We start from the raw sequence: 17612 nt of genomic DNA, 5'->3' as shown, positions 1-17612 counted from the left end.
AAAATTAGCTACTAATTGTAGTTTTTGTTGCTTATATTTGTAGCAAATAGTGTTAAATTTTTTTAAGATGAAGTATATTCAGTCTAATATTAAACACCTACGAGGGCTTAAAAAGTTTTCTCAAGAACGGTTTGCCGATGAGTTGGGATGGTCGCGCTCTATGGTAGGATCATACGAAGAAGGACGCTCAGAACCGCCAATTGACCGATTAATAGAACTCTCAAGCTACTTTAATATTCCTATAGATATTTTGGTGAAGAACGATTTGCGAAAAGCTACAGACACCTCTTTTATTGAAGTAGGAAACAAGCGTGTATTATTTCCAATAACAGTAAATGAAGCTAATGAGGATTTAATTGAAATTATACCTGCAAAAGCATCGGCAGGGTATTTACAGGGCTATGAAGACCCAGAATATATAGAGCAGCTTCAAAAAATAAAACTCCCGTTTTTGCCTACGGGTACTCATAGAGCGTTTCCTATTAGTGGCGATTCTATGTTGCCGGTAAAAGATGGTTCTTTTGTTGTGGCAAAATTTGTGGACGATATTAATGAGGTGAAAAACGGACGTACTTATATCGTGCTTACAAAAGATGATGGTTTAGTGTATAAGCGCGTGTACATAAAAGATGAAGAAACGTTAACTTTAAGTAGCGACAATAAATTCTACAATCCATATGATATTAAAAAAGCATCCATTTTGGAATTATGGGAATTTACCTGTTGCATCAATACCCAAGAGTATGATGCAGATGAATTAAAGTTGAGCAGTATTGCAACGCTATTTCAAGAGCTTAATGTTGAATTAAAATCGATTAAGGGCTTGAAAAATTAATTTTCAGACTATATTTGAAACGATTCTAGTTTAGCATAATGAAACAGTTTCTTATTTTTTTGGTTTTCACCCTTTGTACCACCGTTGTATTCGCCCAAGAAATAACCAGTAAAATTGTAGATTCCTTATATAAGGAAGACCAGTTTTATATAGGCACAACCTATAATCTTATTAATAACAAGCCAGCAGGTTTAAAGCAAAATAGTTTTTCGTTGGGGTTTCATTTGGGTTTTATAAAGGATATGCCCATTAATAAAAGAAGAAATAAGGCTATAGGCGTTGGACTTGGTTATTCTACAAATTCCTACATCCAAAATATGCTCATTAATAAAGATAATACAGGGAACAATACTTACGATATTATTGATGGTACTACTATTAACTATTCAAAAAACAAGTTTTCCGAGCATGTTTTAGAAGTGCCGATAGAATTCAGGTGGCGTACTTCTACAGCAAGCTCCTACAGATTTTGGCGTATCTATACAGGTGTAAAAATGGGCTATGTATTTTCAAATAGAAGCAAATTTATAGGGGATTTAGGCGACTTAAAATATAATAATATTGAAGAATATAATGATTTTCAATACGGACTTACCTTAAGCGTAGGTTATAATACTTGGAATTTATATATATACTATGGACTGAATCCTGTTTTTTCTGATAGTGCAAAAATTAACGGAGAAACTTTAGAAATGAATGCCGTTAAAATCGGTTTAATGTTTTATATATTATAATTTACTAGATGGCAAAAATGACGGACTAAAATAAAAATTTATGTCTTTCTTTTGCTTATAAGACCTGCGAGGTTTTAAAAACCTTGTAGGTCTTATTTTTTAAATTTCTTCATACACATTAAAAAGAAAATTTATAACCAATAAGTCACTAAAATTAGCTGCGGAAACATGCCGACAATAATTCCCATAATTAATTCTTGGTATGTGTGCGCGTTTAAATGCAAACGAGATGTAGCCGTTGCTCCCGTTATAATACACATTAAAGCCAAAGTGCCGTTGATGTTGATGCTAAAGTGAATACTTAACGCTATAAAAAACATAAATACGCCAGCGATAGCAATCATATGGATACTTGCCTTAAATTTAAAAAATGCCAATATCAAACATGCTAAGGTTGAAATTAAAATACCAACAAAAAAGTAGTAAAGCTCAATATATTGGCTAGGGTTGAGGATACGCCGGATGACGATAAATATTACGAGAGCATTTAAAAATAAAGGTATAATACGCTCTTTTGTGGTTTCTAAATTAATGGATTTTACCAGACCCAAAATTTTAAGTAAGAAATACATAAGAATAGGTAAAATAAGGGTAAGAATAGATATAGAAATTAGTTTTGCCCAAATAACGTCTTCATCAAGAAAACGAGGAGATTTTGTAAAATAAAAAATAACACCGGCAATGGGCATTAATAAAGGATGAAAAATAATCGAAACGCTCTTTAAGATATGGTGCATCATATCTTTTTTCTTAAACGGGCCACAGGAATATCTAATTGTTCCCTGTATTTTGCAACGGTTCTTCGTGCTATAGGATAGCCTTTTTCTTTTAAAATCTTAGCCAAAGCTTCGTCGGTAAGTGGTTTTTTCTTTTCCTCTTCTTCGATAACCGTTTCAAGAATTTTTTTGATTTCTCGAGTCGAAACATCTTCCCCTTGATCGTTTTTCATTGATTCTGAAAAGAACTCCTTTATCAATTTGGTGCCATAGGGCGTGTCAACATATTTGCTGTTTGCAACTCTGGAAACTGTGGACACGTCCATATTAATTTCATCAGCAATATCCTTTAGGATCATAGGTTTTAAATTCCTTTCGTCACCGGTAAGAAAATATTCTTTTTGGTAGTGCATTATAGCGCTCATGGTCACAAACAACGTTTGTTGGCGTTGTTTTATGGCCTCAATAAACCATTTTGCGGCATCCAGCTTTTGCTTAATGAACATGACCGCATCTTTTTGCGACTTGCTCTTTTCTTTGGTGTCTTTATACCCCTTAAGCATGTTATTGTATTCTCGCGATACATGTAGCTCTGGTGCATTTCTACCATTTAGGGTTAATTCTAATTCGCCATCCACAATTTTAATCGCAAAATCTGGAACAACATGTTCTACAATACGGTTGTTTCCAGCATAAGAACCACCAGGTTTGGGGTTTAAATGTTCAATTTCGGTAATGGCATTTTTTAACTGCGCTTCAGTAATATCAAATTTTTGAAGTAATTTTTTATAATGCTTTTTTGAAAATGCATCAAATGCCTTATCAATTATGGCAATCGCCAAATCGGTATCAGCCGTTTTTTCTTTTCTATGTAATTGAATACTTAAACATTCTTGCAGATTGCGAGCACCAACACCAGCAGGATCTAATTGATGCACGATTTTCAACACACGTTCAACCTTATCTTCTTCTGTATAAACGTTTTGTGTGAATGCCAAATCGTCTGTAATGTCTGAAAGTGAACGTCTTATATAACCGCTTTCATCAACACTCCCAACAAGGAATTCAGCAATATCACGTTCTTCATCAGAAAGCCTATACGTGTTTAGTTGATTTTTTAAATGTTGTGTAAACGAGGTGCCAGCAGCATAGGGCATCGTTTTTTCCTCATCATCACTACTGTAATTATTCGCACGTGTGCGGTAATCTGGGATTTCATCATCACTTAAATATTCATCAACATTAATATCTTCGGCATTTATGGTTTCGCTATCTTCATAATCATCCGTATTATTATCTAAATCAGCGTCATAATCCTCTTCCTTTTCTTCTTTACCGCCTTCAAGCGCAGGATTTTCCTCAAGCTCTTGTTTCAAACGTTGCTCAAAAGCTTGTGTAGGCAATTGTATCAATTTCATTAATTGAATTTGCTGCGGAGATAATTTCTGCGATAATTTAAACTGTAAATATTGCTTGAGCATATTGTTGATTGGGTTTGATAGTCATTTAACTTAGTGCATGACAAAAAGTAATTTAATTAAAAGTATAAAATTTCTTTTAACTAAACGCTACTATGAAAAAGTTATGCCAAAGTTGACTTAAAATTCAGCATTTTGTGGTGTTCTTGGAAACGGTATCACATCTCGAATATTGCTCATTCCGGTAACAAACATCACCAAACGTTCAAAACCTAGGCCAAAACCAGAGTGCACCGCAGTACCATATTTGCGTAAATCTAAATACCACCACAACTCTTCTTCTGGAATATTTAGTGCCGCCATTTTTTCTTTAAGCACTTCTAAGCGTTCCTCCCGTTGCGAACCACCAACCATTTCGCCTATACCTGGAAACAAAATATCCATAGCACGAACGGTTTTTCCATCATCATTTAAACGCATATAAAATGCTTTGATGTTGGCGGGATAATCAAATAAAATTACCGGACATTTAAAGTGTTTTTCAACCAAAAAACGTTCGTGTTCACTTTGTAAATCTACACCCCATTCCTCAATAGGGTATTTAAATTTCTTCTTTTTATTGGGTTTGCTGTTTCTTAATATATCTATAGCTTCCGTGTAGCTTACACGCATAAAATTATTTTCAATAACGAAATTCAATTTTTCAATTAAACTCATGTCGTTACGTTCTGCTTGGGGCTTGGTTTTTTCCTCATTAAGTAAACGTTGTTCTAAAAAATCCAGATCTTCTCGATTATGCTCAAGGACGTAGGTTAGCACGTATTTCATGAAATCTTCGGCTAAATCCATATTACCCGGTAAATCCATAAAAGCGACTTCTGGCTCAATCATCCAGAATTCTGATAAATGTCTTGATGTATTTGAGTTTTCGGCTCTAAAAGTAGGCCCGAATGTATAAACTTTCCCCAAAGACATAGCGTAGGTTTCAGCCTCTAATTGCCCAGAAACCGTTAAATTGGTTTCCTTTCCGAAGAAATCTTTTGAATAATCTATAGCACCATTTTCTGTTAAAGGCGGATTTTTGGCGTCTAACTTAGAAACTCTAAACATTTCTCCTGCGCCTTCTGCATCACTACCGGTAATAATTGGCGTGTGCATATAATAAAAACCATTATCGTTAAAATATTTATGTATGGCGAAAGATAAGTTAGAGCGCAAACGCATTACGGCGCTAAATGTACTGGTTCGTGTACGCAAATGCGCATTTTCACGTAAAAACTCAAAGGAGTGTTTTTTAGGTTGAATTGGGTATTCGTCTGGATGCGCATCACCTAAAACGTCTAAACTACTTACAATAATTTCTACGTTTTGCCCTTTGCCTTGACTTTCAACGAGTTCTCCTTTTATATGAATAGCAGCACCAGTTGTGATCCGTTTTAAAAGGGTTTCATCTGTGTTTTCAAAATCAACAACACATTGGATATTGTTTATGGTAGAGCCATCATTTAGAGCAATAAATCTATTGGCCCTAAAAGTCCTTACCCAACCTTTAATTTCAACTTCTGGTAATTTATTGTCTTGATGTAATAACTCTAAAACAGAATATAATTGCATGTAAACTAAATTTTGAACAGTAAATATAATGGTTTCAGACTTTAAAAATGAAATTCTAAATTCTAAAAATTTAATAAAATTTAGATAATTATGCCAAAAGAGGTTCTAAATTGTAATTAGTCTTGATTACCAGAGAGTTCTGACTCATTTTCATCATCTATCGGAATCACATTAATAGGTGGTTTCCTTAAAACTTGCCGTTCCGCAAAGTCTCCTGACTTTGAGCTTTTATCACTTACGTAAATACAAATAAATATAAAAAAAAGTTTACAAAACTGATTTTTATCACATTTAAAATGTTTTTTCTGACGTATTTTTACTATAAAATTAAATATAATATTACTACTTAAGTGTTTAAATTTGATAAGCAAATCTCTCTAAGGCATTTTAAACACACAATCTCTCTCAAAATAGGTAGTAATTTTTAGTCTATTAAAGTCTAGTTGCCTATGGAGCATTGAAACTATTAAAATAAGAAAGATATCTTTCGTAATAAGGCATCTTTCAAATTCAAGAACACATAGAAACTCGTGTCATTTAAATTCATGTTATTACAATATATTATTTTGATTAACAAGCAATAAAAAGGATTGTGTAGTTGAATTTAAATGAAGACTAAAAAATTGTAAAGAAATATACTAGAATTAGTAGCAACCTTTGCAATGCTTTTACATCTTATAAATAAAATTTAGAATTATGAAAAAATTTATTGTAATGCTTTTAGTGCCCTTGTTACTATTAAACTGTAATAAGAGTGACGAACCTAAACCAGATAATAAAGTGATATGGAAAGGCGTATTCTTTGATGGCATGACAAATACAAATGTCCATGATCCAAGGTATAATTATACCTTAATAATAGATAATTCTAACGATGTTGTAGTTATTTCTCCTACAGAACTCACAGAAGAAAAAATAATAGCAATTGAGATTTTAAGCGATACCGAGATGGATATTACTTGGGAACTTAAAAATGAAACACAAATAGTTCGTACTGGCTATAGCTATAATAATGAAAATGAGTTGGTAATAAACCTGTTTCTTTATACTGTTGCAACCATTCCTTTTCCAAATAATCTTTCATCTGGTACATTTATTAAAGAACCAGATATTTAAAATTTAAAATTATGAAAAATTTAATGTTAGCCATATTATTTATTATATGTATGGATTGTAATGAGGATGATTCATGTAATTGGGAGCTCATTGAGTCGGCCCCAGTTAATAATACTGTAAATCAAAATTTATTAAATGAGGTGTTTTCAAATGAAAATGATTATTTCAAGGATTTTGGTGATACATTATTAATTATTAGTGATGAACAAGAACTTTTTAATATATCAAACATTGAGACAGATATGGGCATAGATTTTGAAAAATACACTTTAGTGGGAGGGAAATTTCGAACAAGTTCAATCTCAAACGAAATTTCAACTATTGCTTTGTATAAATGTAATCCTCGTTCGGAATATAGGCTTGAAGTCATTGTAAAGCAATGTACAGAATGTTTTGCTGCAATTGGTAATTTATATTATTGGAAAATATATCCGTCGTCAATAGATAGTAAAAGTAATATACTATTAACAATCAAATAATTAAATCAAATGAAAGAATATTTAAAATATTTGTTGATTCTAATAACTTTAAATGTAATTTCTCAAAACGAAAAGATTCAACAAAAACTTGAAAAAATTAATGATAAATATATAATGAAACATAATGGAGTAGATTATGATATTAATACTGAAATTATAACAATTAAACTTAAAAAAGGAAAAAATATATCTAAAAAATACAAGGTTATAAGAAAAAACAAGTTTGGTTTTATTGATATACAGGTGCCTTCCAATGTAGTTATTACTGATTTTGCAAATTCTCTATCAATTGAGAGTGAAATTGATGAAGTCGAATACAGTAGCGTCGGAAAATATATTGATTTTTTTCCAAATGATTCTGAAATAACATTACAATGGTATTTGACTAATATTAATATGTTTCAAGCATGGGATTTTGCTATAGGAACTCCAAATATTACTGTTAGTGTATTAGATTCTGGTACTGATTGGACACATACAGATTTAGGAATAGGAAATGATATTTATCAAAACATTCATTTAAATCAAGGAGAAGATGTCTGGAGCGACCCAAATAATCCATCTACAGGTAATGGTCTAGATGATGATAATAATGGGTTTATTGATGATTGGAAAGGATGGAATTATGCAAATAATTCTAATGATACAAGGACTATGAATCCCCATGGCACACAGGTTGCGGGTATCGTAGGAGCAAAAACTAATAACAATAGGGGGATTTCTGGATTAGCTGGTGGTAATAATCAAGAAGGTATTAAGATTTTACCATACTGTATTGGTGTGATTGCTCCTGTTGGAGCTCTTATTGATGATGCCATTATTGATGCTGTAGATAATGGAGCGAATGTTATACAAATGAGTTTGCATGTAGGACCATCAAATGCAATTGATACAGCCATTCAATATGCAACAGATAATGATGTAGTTGTGGTATGCGCCTCAGGAAATAGCACTCCAGCTATAGCAGTACAATACCCTGCTTCTAATAACAATATAATATCAGTAGGGGCTACTGACCAAAACGATACGAGGGCAAATTTTTCTAATTTTGGTAATAATTTGGATATTGTTGCTCCTGGAGTTGGGATACATACTACTACGTTGTCTGATAATTACATAGCAGTTGATGGTACTTCTTTTGCCGCACCTCAGGTTAGTGGGGTTGCAGCACTAATTCTATCAATAAACCCTAATTTAACAGCACAAGAAGTAAGAAATATTATTGAAAGTACAGCTCAAAAAGTAGGCGGTTATGCTTATGCAACTACTAGTGGTAGAAATAATGGTACTTGGGATGATGAGATGGGTTATGGTTTGTTAAATGCCCACCAAGCAGTATTAGCGGCTCAAGCCACATTAGCTCCTACAATAACTATTGATGGACCCTCAACAATATGTCATGATGGGCTAGAAGCTTTCACTTTGTCGGGTGTGCCTTCAGGGGCAACAGTAGTTTGGGAACATTCTTCGAATCTTGATAAAAATATTCCGCTAACTAACAATACTCAAATTGTGGTTGAGTCTAATTTGTCAGGCCCATACGAGAACGACCCATTTCAAGATAGAAGTGCCTTTGTAAGAGCAATAGTAAACGGGCAACCCGTTCAATTTGATTTCTGGATAGGAACACCAAACCCTGAGGTTTTAAGTGGAGATCCAGACCCTAACAAGGTGTACAAGATATCTGATGATTGTATAGTGTATTTTGAAGATGCCGCTCAACAATTAAATTTAAACACATCAAACTTTCAGTTTGCACCTCATAATATCGATGATTTTTCCGGAAGTACAATTTACGGAAATGTTGTGCCTATGTGGTGTATAACCCAAGCGCCCTATCTCAATTTAATCTTTGAAGCTAGAATGAAAAACGAATGTGGTTGGGGCGAGTGGAAGCCATTTACATACTTTCTACAGGGCTACGACCCAAATTACCCAGGAGGTTATGGTTTTAGTATGTTCTCGCCCTCTCCCGAAGCAGATTTAACTGTTGAGATTCAAGAAGGAGAATTGGTAAAAAATAGGTCTATCGCACTTGAAGATTTTGGTGTTGATGCCAAAACCACAAAAGACACGTATAGTATTATAATTGTAGATGTGTATGGGTTTATTAAATACCAAAAAAACGGTATTAAAGATAAGAAGTTCAACATTAAAAAAGCACAATGGGCACAAGGCATTTACTATATAAGAGTTACCAATAGTAAAGGTGATGTGCAAACTAAAGGTTTAGCTATAAATTAATGTTTTCAATTTAGAGCAGACTTTTTTTAATAAGCAAGAATAATTTAAAAAAGCAACCAATTCATCATCTTGAGTTGGTTGCTTTTCTTTATTCATCCTCCTCAGGAATAATATTAATGGGCGGTTTTTTAAGCACCTGCTTATTTGCAATGCTACGTTCCAGAGATAGTAAAAGAGAAGGCAACAACAATAAGTTAGACAACATAGCGAATAATAAGGTAGCTGAAACCAAAGCTCCCAACGCTACTGTACCGCCAAAACTCGAAATTGTAAATACCGAAAACCCGAAGAATAAAACGATGGACGTATAAAACATACTCACACCAGTTTCCCGAAGCGCTCCGTAAACCGAAGGTTTTATTTTCCATTTATTGGCTTGTAATTCTTGTCGGTATTTTGCTAAAAAATGGATGGTATCGTCAACCGAAATTCCAAAAGCAATACTGAACACTAATATCGTTGAAGGTTTGATAGGTACGTCCAAATAGCCCATTAAGCCCGCAGTTACCAATAATGGTAATAAATTAGGGATTAAGGATACAATAATCATCCTTCCAGACTTGAACATATAAGCCATAAAGAGTGAAATTAAAAGAATGGCTAGAGATAATGAAATGGCTAAGTTCTTCACCAAATAGGTTGTTCCTTTTTGAAACACCAAAGCTTTACCAGTTAATGTGATATTGTAACGTTCCGCTGGAAAAACTTTATCTATTTTATCTTGAAGATTCTCTTGAATACGTTCCATTTTATCAGTACCAATATCTTTCATAAATGTGGTGATTCTAGCATATTGCCCTGTGCTATCCACAAAATTTTTGAGTAAATCTACGTTCGAAGATGAGTTTTTGGCATAAGATAAAATAAAACTATTTTCTTGAGACGTAGGCAGTTGGTAATGTTTAGGGTTGCCATTATAATAGGCTTGTTTGGAATATTTAACCAACCCGACAACCGAAATTGGTTTAGACAATTCAGGCGTTTCAACAATTAAATCCTCTAATTGTTCCATCCGTTTTAAGGTGGATAATTTCATGACCCCTTTTTTACGCTTGGTATCCACCATGATTTCCACGGGTAAAATACCGTTGAATTGGTCTTCAAAGAACCGAATATCACCTACAAATTCAGAATCTTGAGGCATATCCTCAATCATACTGCCCGAGATTTTTATTTGATAAATCCCAATGATACTCACCACTAAAAGTAAAACGGATATTGCATAAATAGCAATACGTTTCTGCCGTACCATTTTTTCCATCCAGTTTACAAAACCACCAATCCAACGTTTATTTAAATGCTCTAAATGACGGTCTTTTGGGAATGGTAAAAACGTATAGATGATTGGTATTATTAGCAAACACAAAATAAAAATCGCCAAAATACTTAGGGATGCCACAATACCGAACTCTTTTAACAAGGTGCTTTCCGTAAGAATAAATGTTGCAAAACCAGATGCGGTAGTCACATTGGTCATTAAAGTAGCATTACCAATTTTAGTGATAACGCGTTGCAACGATTTTACTTTATTGCCATGCAACTTTACCTCGTGTTGGTATTTGTTGATTAAGAAAATACAGTTAGGAATACCAATAACGATGATCAATGGCGGAATTAAAGCTGTTAAAACTGTAATTTCATATTGTAACAGGCCAATAATCCCTAAAGTCCACGCTACACCAATACACACTACAACCAATGATATAAATGTGGCTCTAAAAGATCTAAAAAAGAAAAAGAAAATTAACGATGTTACAATAAGAGCTGCTAAAACAAATTTGCTAATTTCCCCAATGATGTTTTCGGAGTTTTTGGTGCGAATGTAGGGCATGCCAGAAACACGAACATCTAGATTATAGTCAGTTTCAAAAGCTTTTATTTTTGGTTCTAAAACATTAAGAACAAATTCTTTTCTAGCAGAAGTATTTACAAGCGATTTTTCAAAATAAATAGCGGTGCGAATGGTCTTTGTTTTGCTATTGAATAAAAAATTATCGTAAAACGGATATTGATTGAAGAGCTCTTTTTGAAGTGTTTCAATTTCATCAATGCTTCTAATTGAATCTTTAATAAAAGGCTCTAGATTGAACTTTTCCGCATCGGTGTTTTTCACCAATTTTTGAAGGTCTTTTATTGAGATTACAGCTTCAACCGCATCATAATCATTAAATGTTTCGGAAAATTTATTCCAAGCATTCAGCTTTTCTACCTCAAAAAGAGACTCATCTTTAACGCCAATAATAATGAGGTTTCCTTCTTCTCCAAAAATCTCTAAAAAATTATTGTAGGTAATATTTACCTCATGGTCGTCCGGCAATAAATTGGCCCCAGTATTGCTAAAACGCATGTGTTGCCATTGGGTGCTAAAGAGATAAGTTGCAATGACTATCCCGACGAGAATAATTATTTTATTCCGCAGAATAGTTCTCGCCGTTATATCCCAAAAATCTTTGCTAAAAAGTTTAAACATACATGCTTTTAAAGATGCGCAAAGGTAGAAAAAACAATGTATTACTAGTGCTATTATGAGATACAAATAGTTAATACTGTATTAAGTGGAGCAAACTTTTTTTAAAAGGTAGATATAATGATAGATGACAACGGTTTTATATGCATCAATTATGTTCAAAAGCAGTAATTTTTTTAAGATTTAAAATGTTAAGAAATATTGATTAAAAGAGGGTTTTTTAATGCTGAGCAAATTAATAGTATTAAATCATTACACATTTTTCATCTGTAAATCCAAACTTTAAAAGCTTTTTTTCATACATTGATGCCTTACTAACTAGACAATCAGTTCTTTTTGATATTAAACTTATTCCATACGGAAAACCATTCTAGTGAAAGTTTCACTAGAAATAAATTAGAAAACCGTGAGGTTTTATATGAAATAGGAGATGCGCAACTTTGGCAAGAATTTCAACTTGGAAACGAGAAAGCCTATGCTGTTATATACAAAAACAATGTTTCTTCTTTGTATAGTTATGGTTTAAAAATAGTTAACAATAAAGATTTAGTACAAGATTGTATTCAAGATCTTTTTGTTGAAATATGGAATAATAAGGATAAATTAGGAAAAGTTAAGTCCATCAAACCTTATCTCTATACATGTGTTAGAAGAAAATTAATTTCGGAAGCGCAAAAAAGCAGAAGCAAAGCTACTATCAAGGAAAAAGATGTTGTTTTAAAATCGTTATCTTCTTCTTCAATTGAGAAAAGTTTGATAGAGAAACAAAACTTTGATCAGCAAAAAAAACGATTAAAAGAAGCCATGGAGAAACTTACTAAAAAACAAAAAGAAATACTCCATTTAAAATACAGTGCCCAATTGAGTTATGATGAAATTACTCAAATAATGTCTTTAAGTAAAAAAGGAGCTTACAAACTAGTTGACAGGGCAATACGAGGTCTTAGAAAATACATGCTCAAATAATTTATAAAATTTCTTTTCTCATATTGAATAATCAGCTAATTTGTAGCTGCATTTATTGAATTAATATCAAATAATCTCTTCAATTTTAAAAATATTCTAATTTTTATGGGGTAAAAATTAGAATTCCTTCTCTTAACTAGTATAGTCCAAAGTTTTTTAAAACGCACAAATACTATTAGATGAAGTACATCGATTATACAGAAGATGATTTTATAAAAGACGAATACTTCCAAAAATGGGTTTTAAATCCAGATGCAATGACTTCAAATTTTTGGACCAATTGGTTGAGGTCCCATCCTGAAAAGCAAGAAATAATTAAAAGTGCCTCCTATTTTATTCGATTAATACATTCTGATAAAGAAGTGCTTCCTGAGGAAGATTTTGATAAAATGTGGCAAGTCATCGTGCAAAAAAGAGAGACGCCAAAACACTATAGATTATTCAGTAAATCATCAAAAATTCTGTTGCAAAGAATAGCAGCTATTCTAGTTATAGGTTTTGCAATTTCTTACGGTACGCATGTATCGGGAATTTTCAATTTTTCAGAAAAAGAACAGATTAATGTTGCCCCTCGCATTACTTTAGAATTGGAAGATGGCACGGTAAAATTTTTAGACGAAATGGTTTCTGAAGTCTTAACTGATAAAAATGGACATACTATAATTAGTCACGAACAGTCATTATTATCATATAAAGGAACTGGCAACGAGGCATCTGAGACTTTAGTTTACAACCAATTAACTGTTCCTTATGGTAAAAAGTTTGAGTTGCTGCTTTCTGATGGTTCACATGTGTATTTAAATTCAGGCTCAAAATTGAGATATCCTGTAAAGTTTCTAAAAAACAAACCAAGAGACGTTTTTTTAGACGGGGAAGCTTATTTCTCTGTCACAAAAGATAATTCGCGTTTGTTTACTGTAATAACAGATGAGTTAAACACTCAAGTATATGGTACTGAGTTTAACGTGTCTAGTTATAAAAATGAAAAAAATACATCAACGGTACTGGTAGAAGGTAGTGTTGGTGTCTATAAGTCAAATAACCACGAAGGCGATGCGCCAATAATGATAAAACCTGGAAAACGGGCTGTTTTAGAAGGTGGCACTATTGAGGTTGACAAGGTGAATATTAACAAATATATAGCTTGGAAAGAGGGTAAATTACATTTTATAAATGACCGATTTGATGTAATTGTTAAAGAGCTGGAAAGGCATTTTAATGTTACCATAAACAATGAGTTTTTTGAATTAAATGAAAAGGAGTTCACAGGAACATTTACCGAAGAAACATTAGATGAGATTTTAAGAATTTTCAAAGAACATTCAGGATTTACATATACCGTAAACGGAGATAACTATAAAATTGTTTCTAATTGATAAAAGTAACTTAAGAGAACATATAAAAATGAATGTTTAACCAAATGACAACCTTAATACAAGGTTTTCATTAAAAATTTAAAAACCCACAGAATATATGAGATAAAAAAATTAAAAAAAAAGGAAAGTGCAGGAACACTTTCCTATTTAATAATCGATTAAAGCAGTAAATAAACAAACTATAATCAAAACTAAATTATGAAAAAATCAATTAATTCAATGATGGGACCCTCGCATGTTCTATTAAAATTTAATCTAAAAATGAGACTATCCCTCTTATTATTTGTTTTCTCGTTATTTCAATTGCAGGCAACCAATGGATATGCTCAAAAAACAAAGATTGACATAAACATGAGCGATGCTTCTATTTTTGAAATAATAGAAGAGATTGAATCTAAAACAAAGTTTAAATTCTTTTACAGTAAAGACGAATTATCTTTAAACCAAAAAGTAGATGTTTATGTAAAAAAGTCTAAAATTGAAAAAGTACTTGAAAAAGTATTTCTTAATAGCGGCATAAACTATAAGGTTATTGATAGACAAATTGTTTTAACACATAAAGAAACACCACCTGCAGTGGTAAAGCAAAGTGTTGTCAAGTCAATTGTTGTGCAACAGCGCATAGAAATTAGCGGAACAATAAAAGACGAGCTAGGCGTACCTCTATCTGGAGCCAATATTATTGAAAAAGGCACTACAAATGGTGCGCAAACTGATTTTGACGGCAATTTTTCTTTAACAGTTTCTGATAAAAATGCCACCTTGGTAATAAGTTATTTAGGTTTTGTGACCAAGGAAATTGTTGTTAACGATAAAACAACTTTTGATATTGTTCTAGCTGAAGATGCTGCTAGCCTGGACGAAGTTGTTGTGGTAGGTTACGGCACCCAGAGCAAAGAAAGTATTACAGGGGCTATTTCTTCGGTAAAATCTGAAGACCTTGTTAGAACGCCAACCACAAATACAACCGCAACCTTAGCTGGTAGATTACCTGGATTGGTAGTTACCCAAAATAACGGACAACCAGGTGGCGATACCGCCAATATTAGTATTAGAGGATTTGGTAATGCTTTAGTGATTGTAGATGGTGTACCTCGCGATTACCAACAATTAGACCCCAACACAATAGAATCCATTTCTGTGTTAAAAGATGCCTCCGCAGCGGTTTATGGAGCTAGAGCAGGTAATGGCGTTATATTGGTAACTACAAAGCGAGGAACTTATGGCGCACCAGAAATTAATTATTCAGGAAGTTATACGTTTCAACAACCAACTTTTTTACCCAAAATAGCTAGTCCAGAAAGTTTTGCAAGATACCAACAACAGGCAGAACTCCTAGAAGGCGTAGCCATAGCCGATTTGACTTTTTCAGATGAAGATATCGCAAAATATCAAGCAGGAACAGAAAACGGTTTTAGAGGTACAGATTGGCAAGATGTAGTCTTAAAAGACTGGTCAACTACAAAACAACATAATTTTAACATACAAGGAGGTACCGAAAATGTAAAATATTTTACTTCATTGGGTAAGCTAGACCAAGAATCATTGTTAGAATCAGGCGATGGGGATTTTAAAAGATATAACATGGGGGCAACAATAGACGCTAAAATTAATAAGCGTTTAGATATCGGTATAAACCTTAAGTATAGAGAAGAAGATACAAAAAGACCAAGTGGGATTTCGGGAGATAATGATAGTTATTCAAGGATCTTTAGGTTTTTAGCGTCAATGGACCCTACAGTTCAACAAAATCCCGATGGGCTATTAACTGCGGCACATCCGCTTGAAAGCAATGCCGTAGCATATTCAACCAGAGGTATAACGGGTATAAACGACACTAAAAGAAAGCAGTTTGATGCCGTTTTTAATTTTAAATATAAATTACCGTTTGTAGAAGGACTAAATTTTACGGGTAAAGTGGCACACCAAACAGCGAATACAACAAATAATTTAACAAGGGTGCCTTTTACGACCTATAATCATGATTTTCAAACAGGGGTAAGCACACCTGCTTTTACCACGACCGATAATGAAGTCAACTCATCCAGTACTAATCTAACCCAAACCACCACGCAACTAGGTTTAGATTATAAGGGAAGTTCTGGGGATCATAATTATTCTGGAGCACTTATATTAGAAAATAGATATATAGACAATTATGCCCTTAATGCCCGTAGAACTGAACTTTTGTCTTCTGAAATCCCATACCTTTTTGCTGCAATAGGTACGCCCGAAAATGGCGACTCTGTTTCTCAAGATGGCCGCAAAGGTATTGTAGGGCGTTTTAATTATGACTACCAAGGCAAATATTTACTAGAAGCTTTGTTTAGGGCCGATGCCAATATTCAATTTCCTACAGATACACGTTGGGGCTATTTTCCTGGAGTATCTTTAGGCTGGGTAGTATCTAAGGAAGGTTTTATGAAGAATTCTTCAACAATAGATTTCCTTAAGTTTAGAACGTCTTTCGCCAGCTTAGGATTTGACGGAACATCTAATTTCGATTATTTAAGTGGCTATGGTTTACAAGACGGAAGAGGCAATATGTTTGCCTACAGTTCTCCAGTTAATACAACTTTAAGAACCATTGGTCTTGCAAACCCCACTATTACTTGGGAAACCATGGAGACTTTTAATTTTGGTATTGATGCTAGATTATGGAATAGCAAGTTGGGAGTTGAACTGGATATGTTTTACCGAAGACGCGCAGGACTCTTAAGAGATAGGTTAGACCAATTCCCCGATACTTTTGGGGCAAATCTACCTCAAGAAAACCTTGGGATAAGAAGCAATAGAGGATTTGAATTGGTACTATCACATAAAAACAAAATTGGTGATTTAAACTTTAATATTTCAGGTAATTTAACCTGGACAAGAGAGAAAATTATCGATGATGTTGAACGTGAATTTGACCCCAATGATCCAGATGATGCCAGAATAAATCAAAATAACGGGCAATGGGCAAACCGCCGTTTTGGATATAGAACAGATGGATTTTATGACGATCAAGGTGAAATAGATAACGACGGCATAGATTATGATCCCAGTATTGGAGAACCAAGTTTAGGCGACGTTAAATACATTGACAGAAATGGTGATGGCACTATAAACTGGAGAGATCAAGAAATTATTGGTAGAAGCGAAATTCCTGAATTGTTTTTTGGTCTAAATGTAAATGCCGACTATAAAGGGTTCGATTTTTCTATGCTCTGGCAAGGCGCTGGTAATTTTGATTCGCAATTAAACGATTTAGAGGTGGCAGCCAGTACAAGTATAGGTTTTATACCCTTTCAATACCAGGCAGATAACGCGTGGAATGCAGCAAATCCTTCGGCGGCAAAATTACCAGCCCCATCAACCATTGGATTGAATACACATAATAATCAAACGCTAGATATTTACCAAAGAAATGGGACGTATTTAAGACTAAAATCTCTAAGTCTTGGTTATAGTATTCCTAAATCTCTGTTAGATAAAATTAATTTAAAAAGTGCAAGAATATATGTTGCAGGATATAATTTATTAACTATTAGAGATACCGGTATTTTTGATTTTGATCCTGAGGCGAGAAGTAGTGATGGTATTGCTACCTATCCCGTACAAAAGAACATAAGCTTAGGGGTTAATGTTGGTTTATAAATTTAATT

At 33.5% G+C, this 17612-nt stretch carries 12 protein-coding genes; 8 read left to right on the top strand and 4 right to left on the bottom strand.

The genetic code is table 11. The annotated features are described in order from the left end of the window. Positions 1 to 67 precede the first annotated feature (67 nt). Together ABXQ82_RS05895 and ABXQ82_RS05890 are read left to right on the top strand one after the other, a co-directional pair. Positions 68 to 835: a LexA family transcriptional regulator gene (locus ABXQ82_RS05895; RefSeq protein ID WP_367056303.1), complete on the top strand. Its 768-nt coding sequence runs from the start codon at positions 68 to 70 to the stop codon at positions 833 to 835. 38 nt (positions 836 to 873) lie between these two features. Continuing rightward, entirely contained in the window at positions 874 to 1569 is a 696-nt protein-coding gene (locus ABXQ82_RS05890) for a porin family protein (protein WP_367056300.1), read from the top strand. A 131-nt stretch (positions 1570 to 1700) separates the two neighbouring features. On the opposite strand, the gene ABXQ82_RS05885 is transcribed toward ABXQ82_RS05890, so the two are convergent. The 3 genes from ABXQ82_RS05885 to asnS all read right to left on the bottom strand — a co-directional run bounded on the left by ABXQ82_RS05885 (position 1701) and on the right by asnS (position 5317). After that, positions 1701 to 2309 (bottom strand): hypothetical protein, encoded by a 609-nt coding sequence (locus ABXQ82_RS05885; protein WP_367056297.1) that lies wholly within the window; start codon positions 2307 to 2309, stop codon positions 1701 to 1703. After that, the gene (rpoN, locus tag ABXQ82_RS05880; protein WP_367056294.1) at positions 2306 to 3766 is read right to left on the bottom strand and encodes an RNA polymerase factor sigma-54; all 1461 of its coding nucleotides are present in this window, start codon (positions 3764 to 3766) and stop codon (positions 2306 to 2308) included. The genes ABXQ82_RS05885 and rpoN overlap by 4 nt, the downstream gene beginning before the upstream one ends. Positions 3767 to 3883: 117 nt before the next feature. After that, a complete protein-coding gene (gene asnS, locus ABXQ82_RS05875; protein ID WP_367056291.1) occupies positions 3884 to 5317 on the bottom strand; it encodes an asparagine--tRNA ligase in 1434 nt (477 codons plus the stop codon). Between the two features lie 714 nt (positions 5318 to 6031). Between asnS and ABXQ82_RS05870 the strand changes: the two genes are divergently transcribed. Genes ABXQ82_RS05870 through ABXQ82_RS05860 form a run of 3 tightly spaced genes read left to right on the top strand, consistent with a single transcriptional unit; the run spans position 6032 to position 9156 of the window. Continuing rightward, positions 6032 to 6433, top strand: a complete 402-nt coding sequence (locus tag ABXQ82_RS05870; protein WP_367056288.1) for a hypothetical protein — start codon at positions 6032 to 6034, stop codon at positions 6431 to 6433. Positions 6434 to 6444: 11 nt separating this feature from the next. Next, positions 6445 to 6912: a hypothetical protein gene (locus tag ABXQ82_RS05865; protein WP_367056285.1), complete on the top strand. Its 468-nt coding sequence runs from the start codon at positions 6445 to 6447 to the stop codon at positions 6910 to 6912. A gap of 9 nt (positions 6913 to 6921) precedes the next feature. Continuing rightward, positions 6922 to 9156, top strand: a complete 2235-nt coding sequence (locus tag ABXQ82_RS05860; RefSeq protein WP_367056282.1) for a S8 family serine peptidase — start codon at positions 6922 to 6924, stop codon at positions 9154 to 9156. Positions 9157 to 9244: 88 nt separating this feature from the next. On the opposite strand, the gene ABXQ82_RS05855 is transcribed toward ABXQ82_RS05860, so the two are convergent. Beyond that, the gene (locus ABXQ82_RS05855) at positions 9245 to 11626 is read right to left on the bottom strand and encodes an efflux RND transporter permease subunit (protein ID WP_367056279.1); all 2382 of its coding nucleotides are present in this window, start codon (positions 11624 to 11626) and stop codon (positions 9245 to 9247) included. 333 nt (positions 11627 to 11959) lie between these two features. On the opposite strand from ABXQ82_RS05855, the gene ABXQ82_RS05850 reads away from it, so the two are divergent. From ABXQ82_RS05850 to ABXQ82_RS05840, 3 genes are all read left to right on the top strand, one after another. Then, positions 11960 to 12589, top strand: a complete 630-nt coding sequence (locus ABXQ82_RS05850; RefSeq protein WP_367056276.1) for a sigma-70 family RNA polymerase sigma factor — start codon at positions 11960 to 11962, stop codon at positions 12587 to 12589. A gap of 179 nt (positions 12590 to 12768) precedes the next feature. Further along, positions 12769 to 13965, top strand: a complete 1197-nt coding sequence (locus tag ABXQ82_RS05845; protein WP_367056273.1) for a FecR domain-containing protein — start codon at positions 12769 to 12771, stop codon at positions 13963 to 13965. 261 nt (positions 13966 to 14226) lie between these two features. Then, complete coding sequence (locus ABXQ82_RS05840) at positions 14227 to 17604, top strand: TonB-dependent receptor (protein ID WP_367056270.1); 3378 nt, start codon at positions 14227 to 14229, stop codon at positions 17602 to 17604. Positions 17605 to 17612 lie beyond the last annotated feature (8 nt).

This window comes from Algibacter sp. 2305UL17-15 (genome assembly GCF_040720935.1).
Taxonomy (GTDB): domain Bacteria; phylum Bacteroidota; class Bacteroidia; order Flavobacteriales; family Flavobacteriaceae; genus Jejuia.
This window is presented reverse-complemented; position numbering and strand designations above follow the sequence as displayed.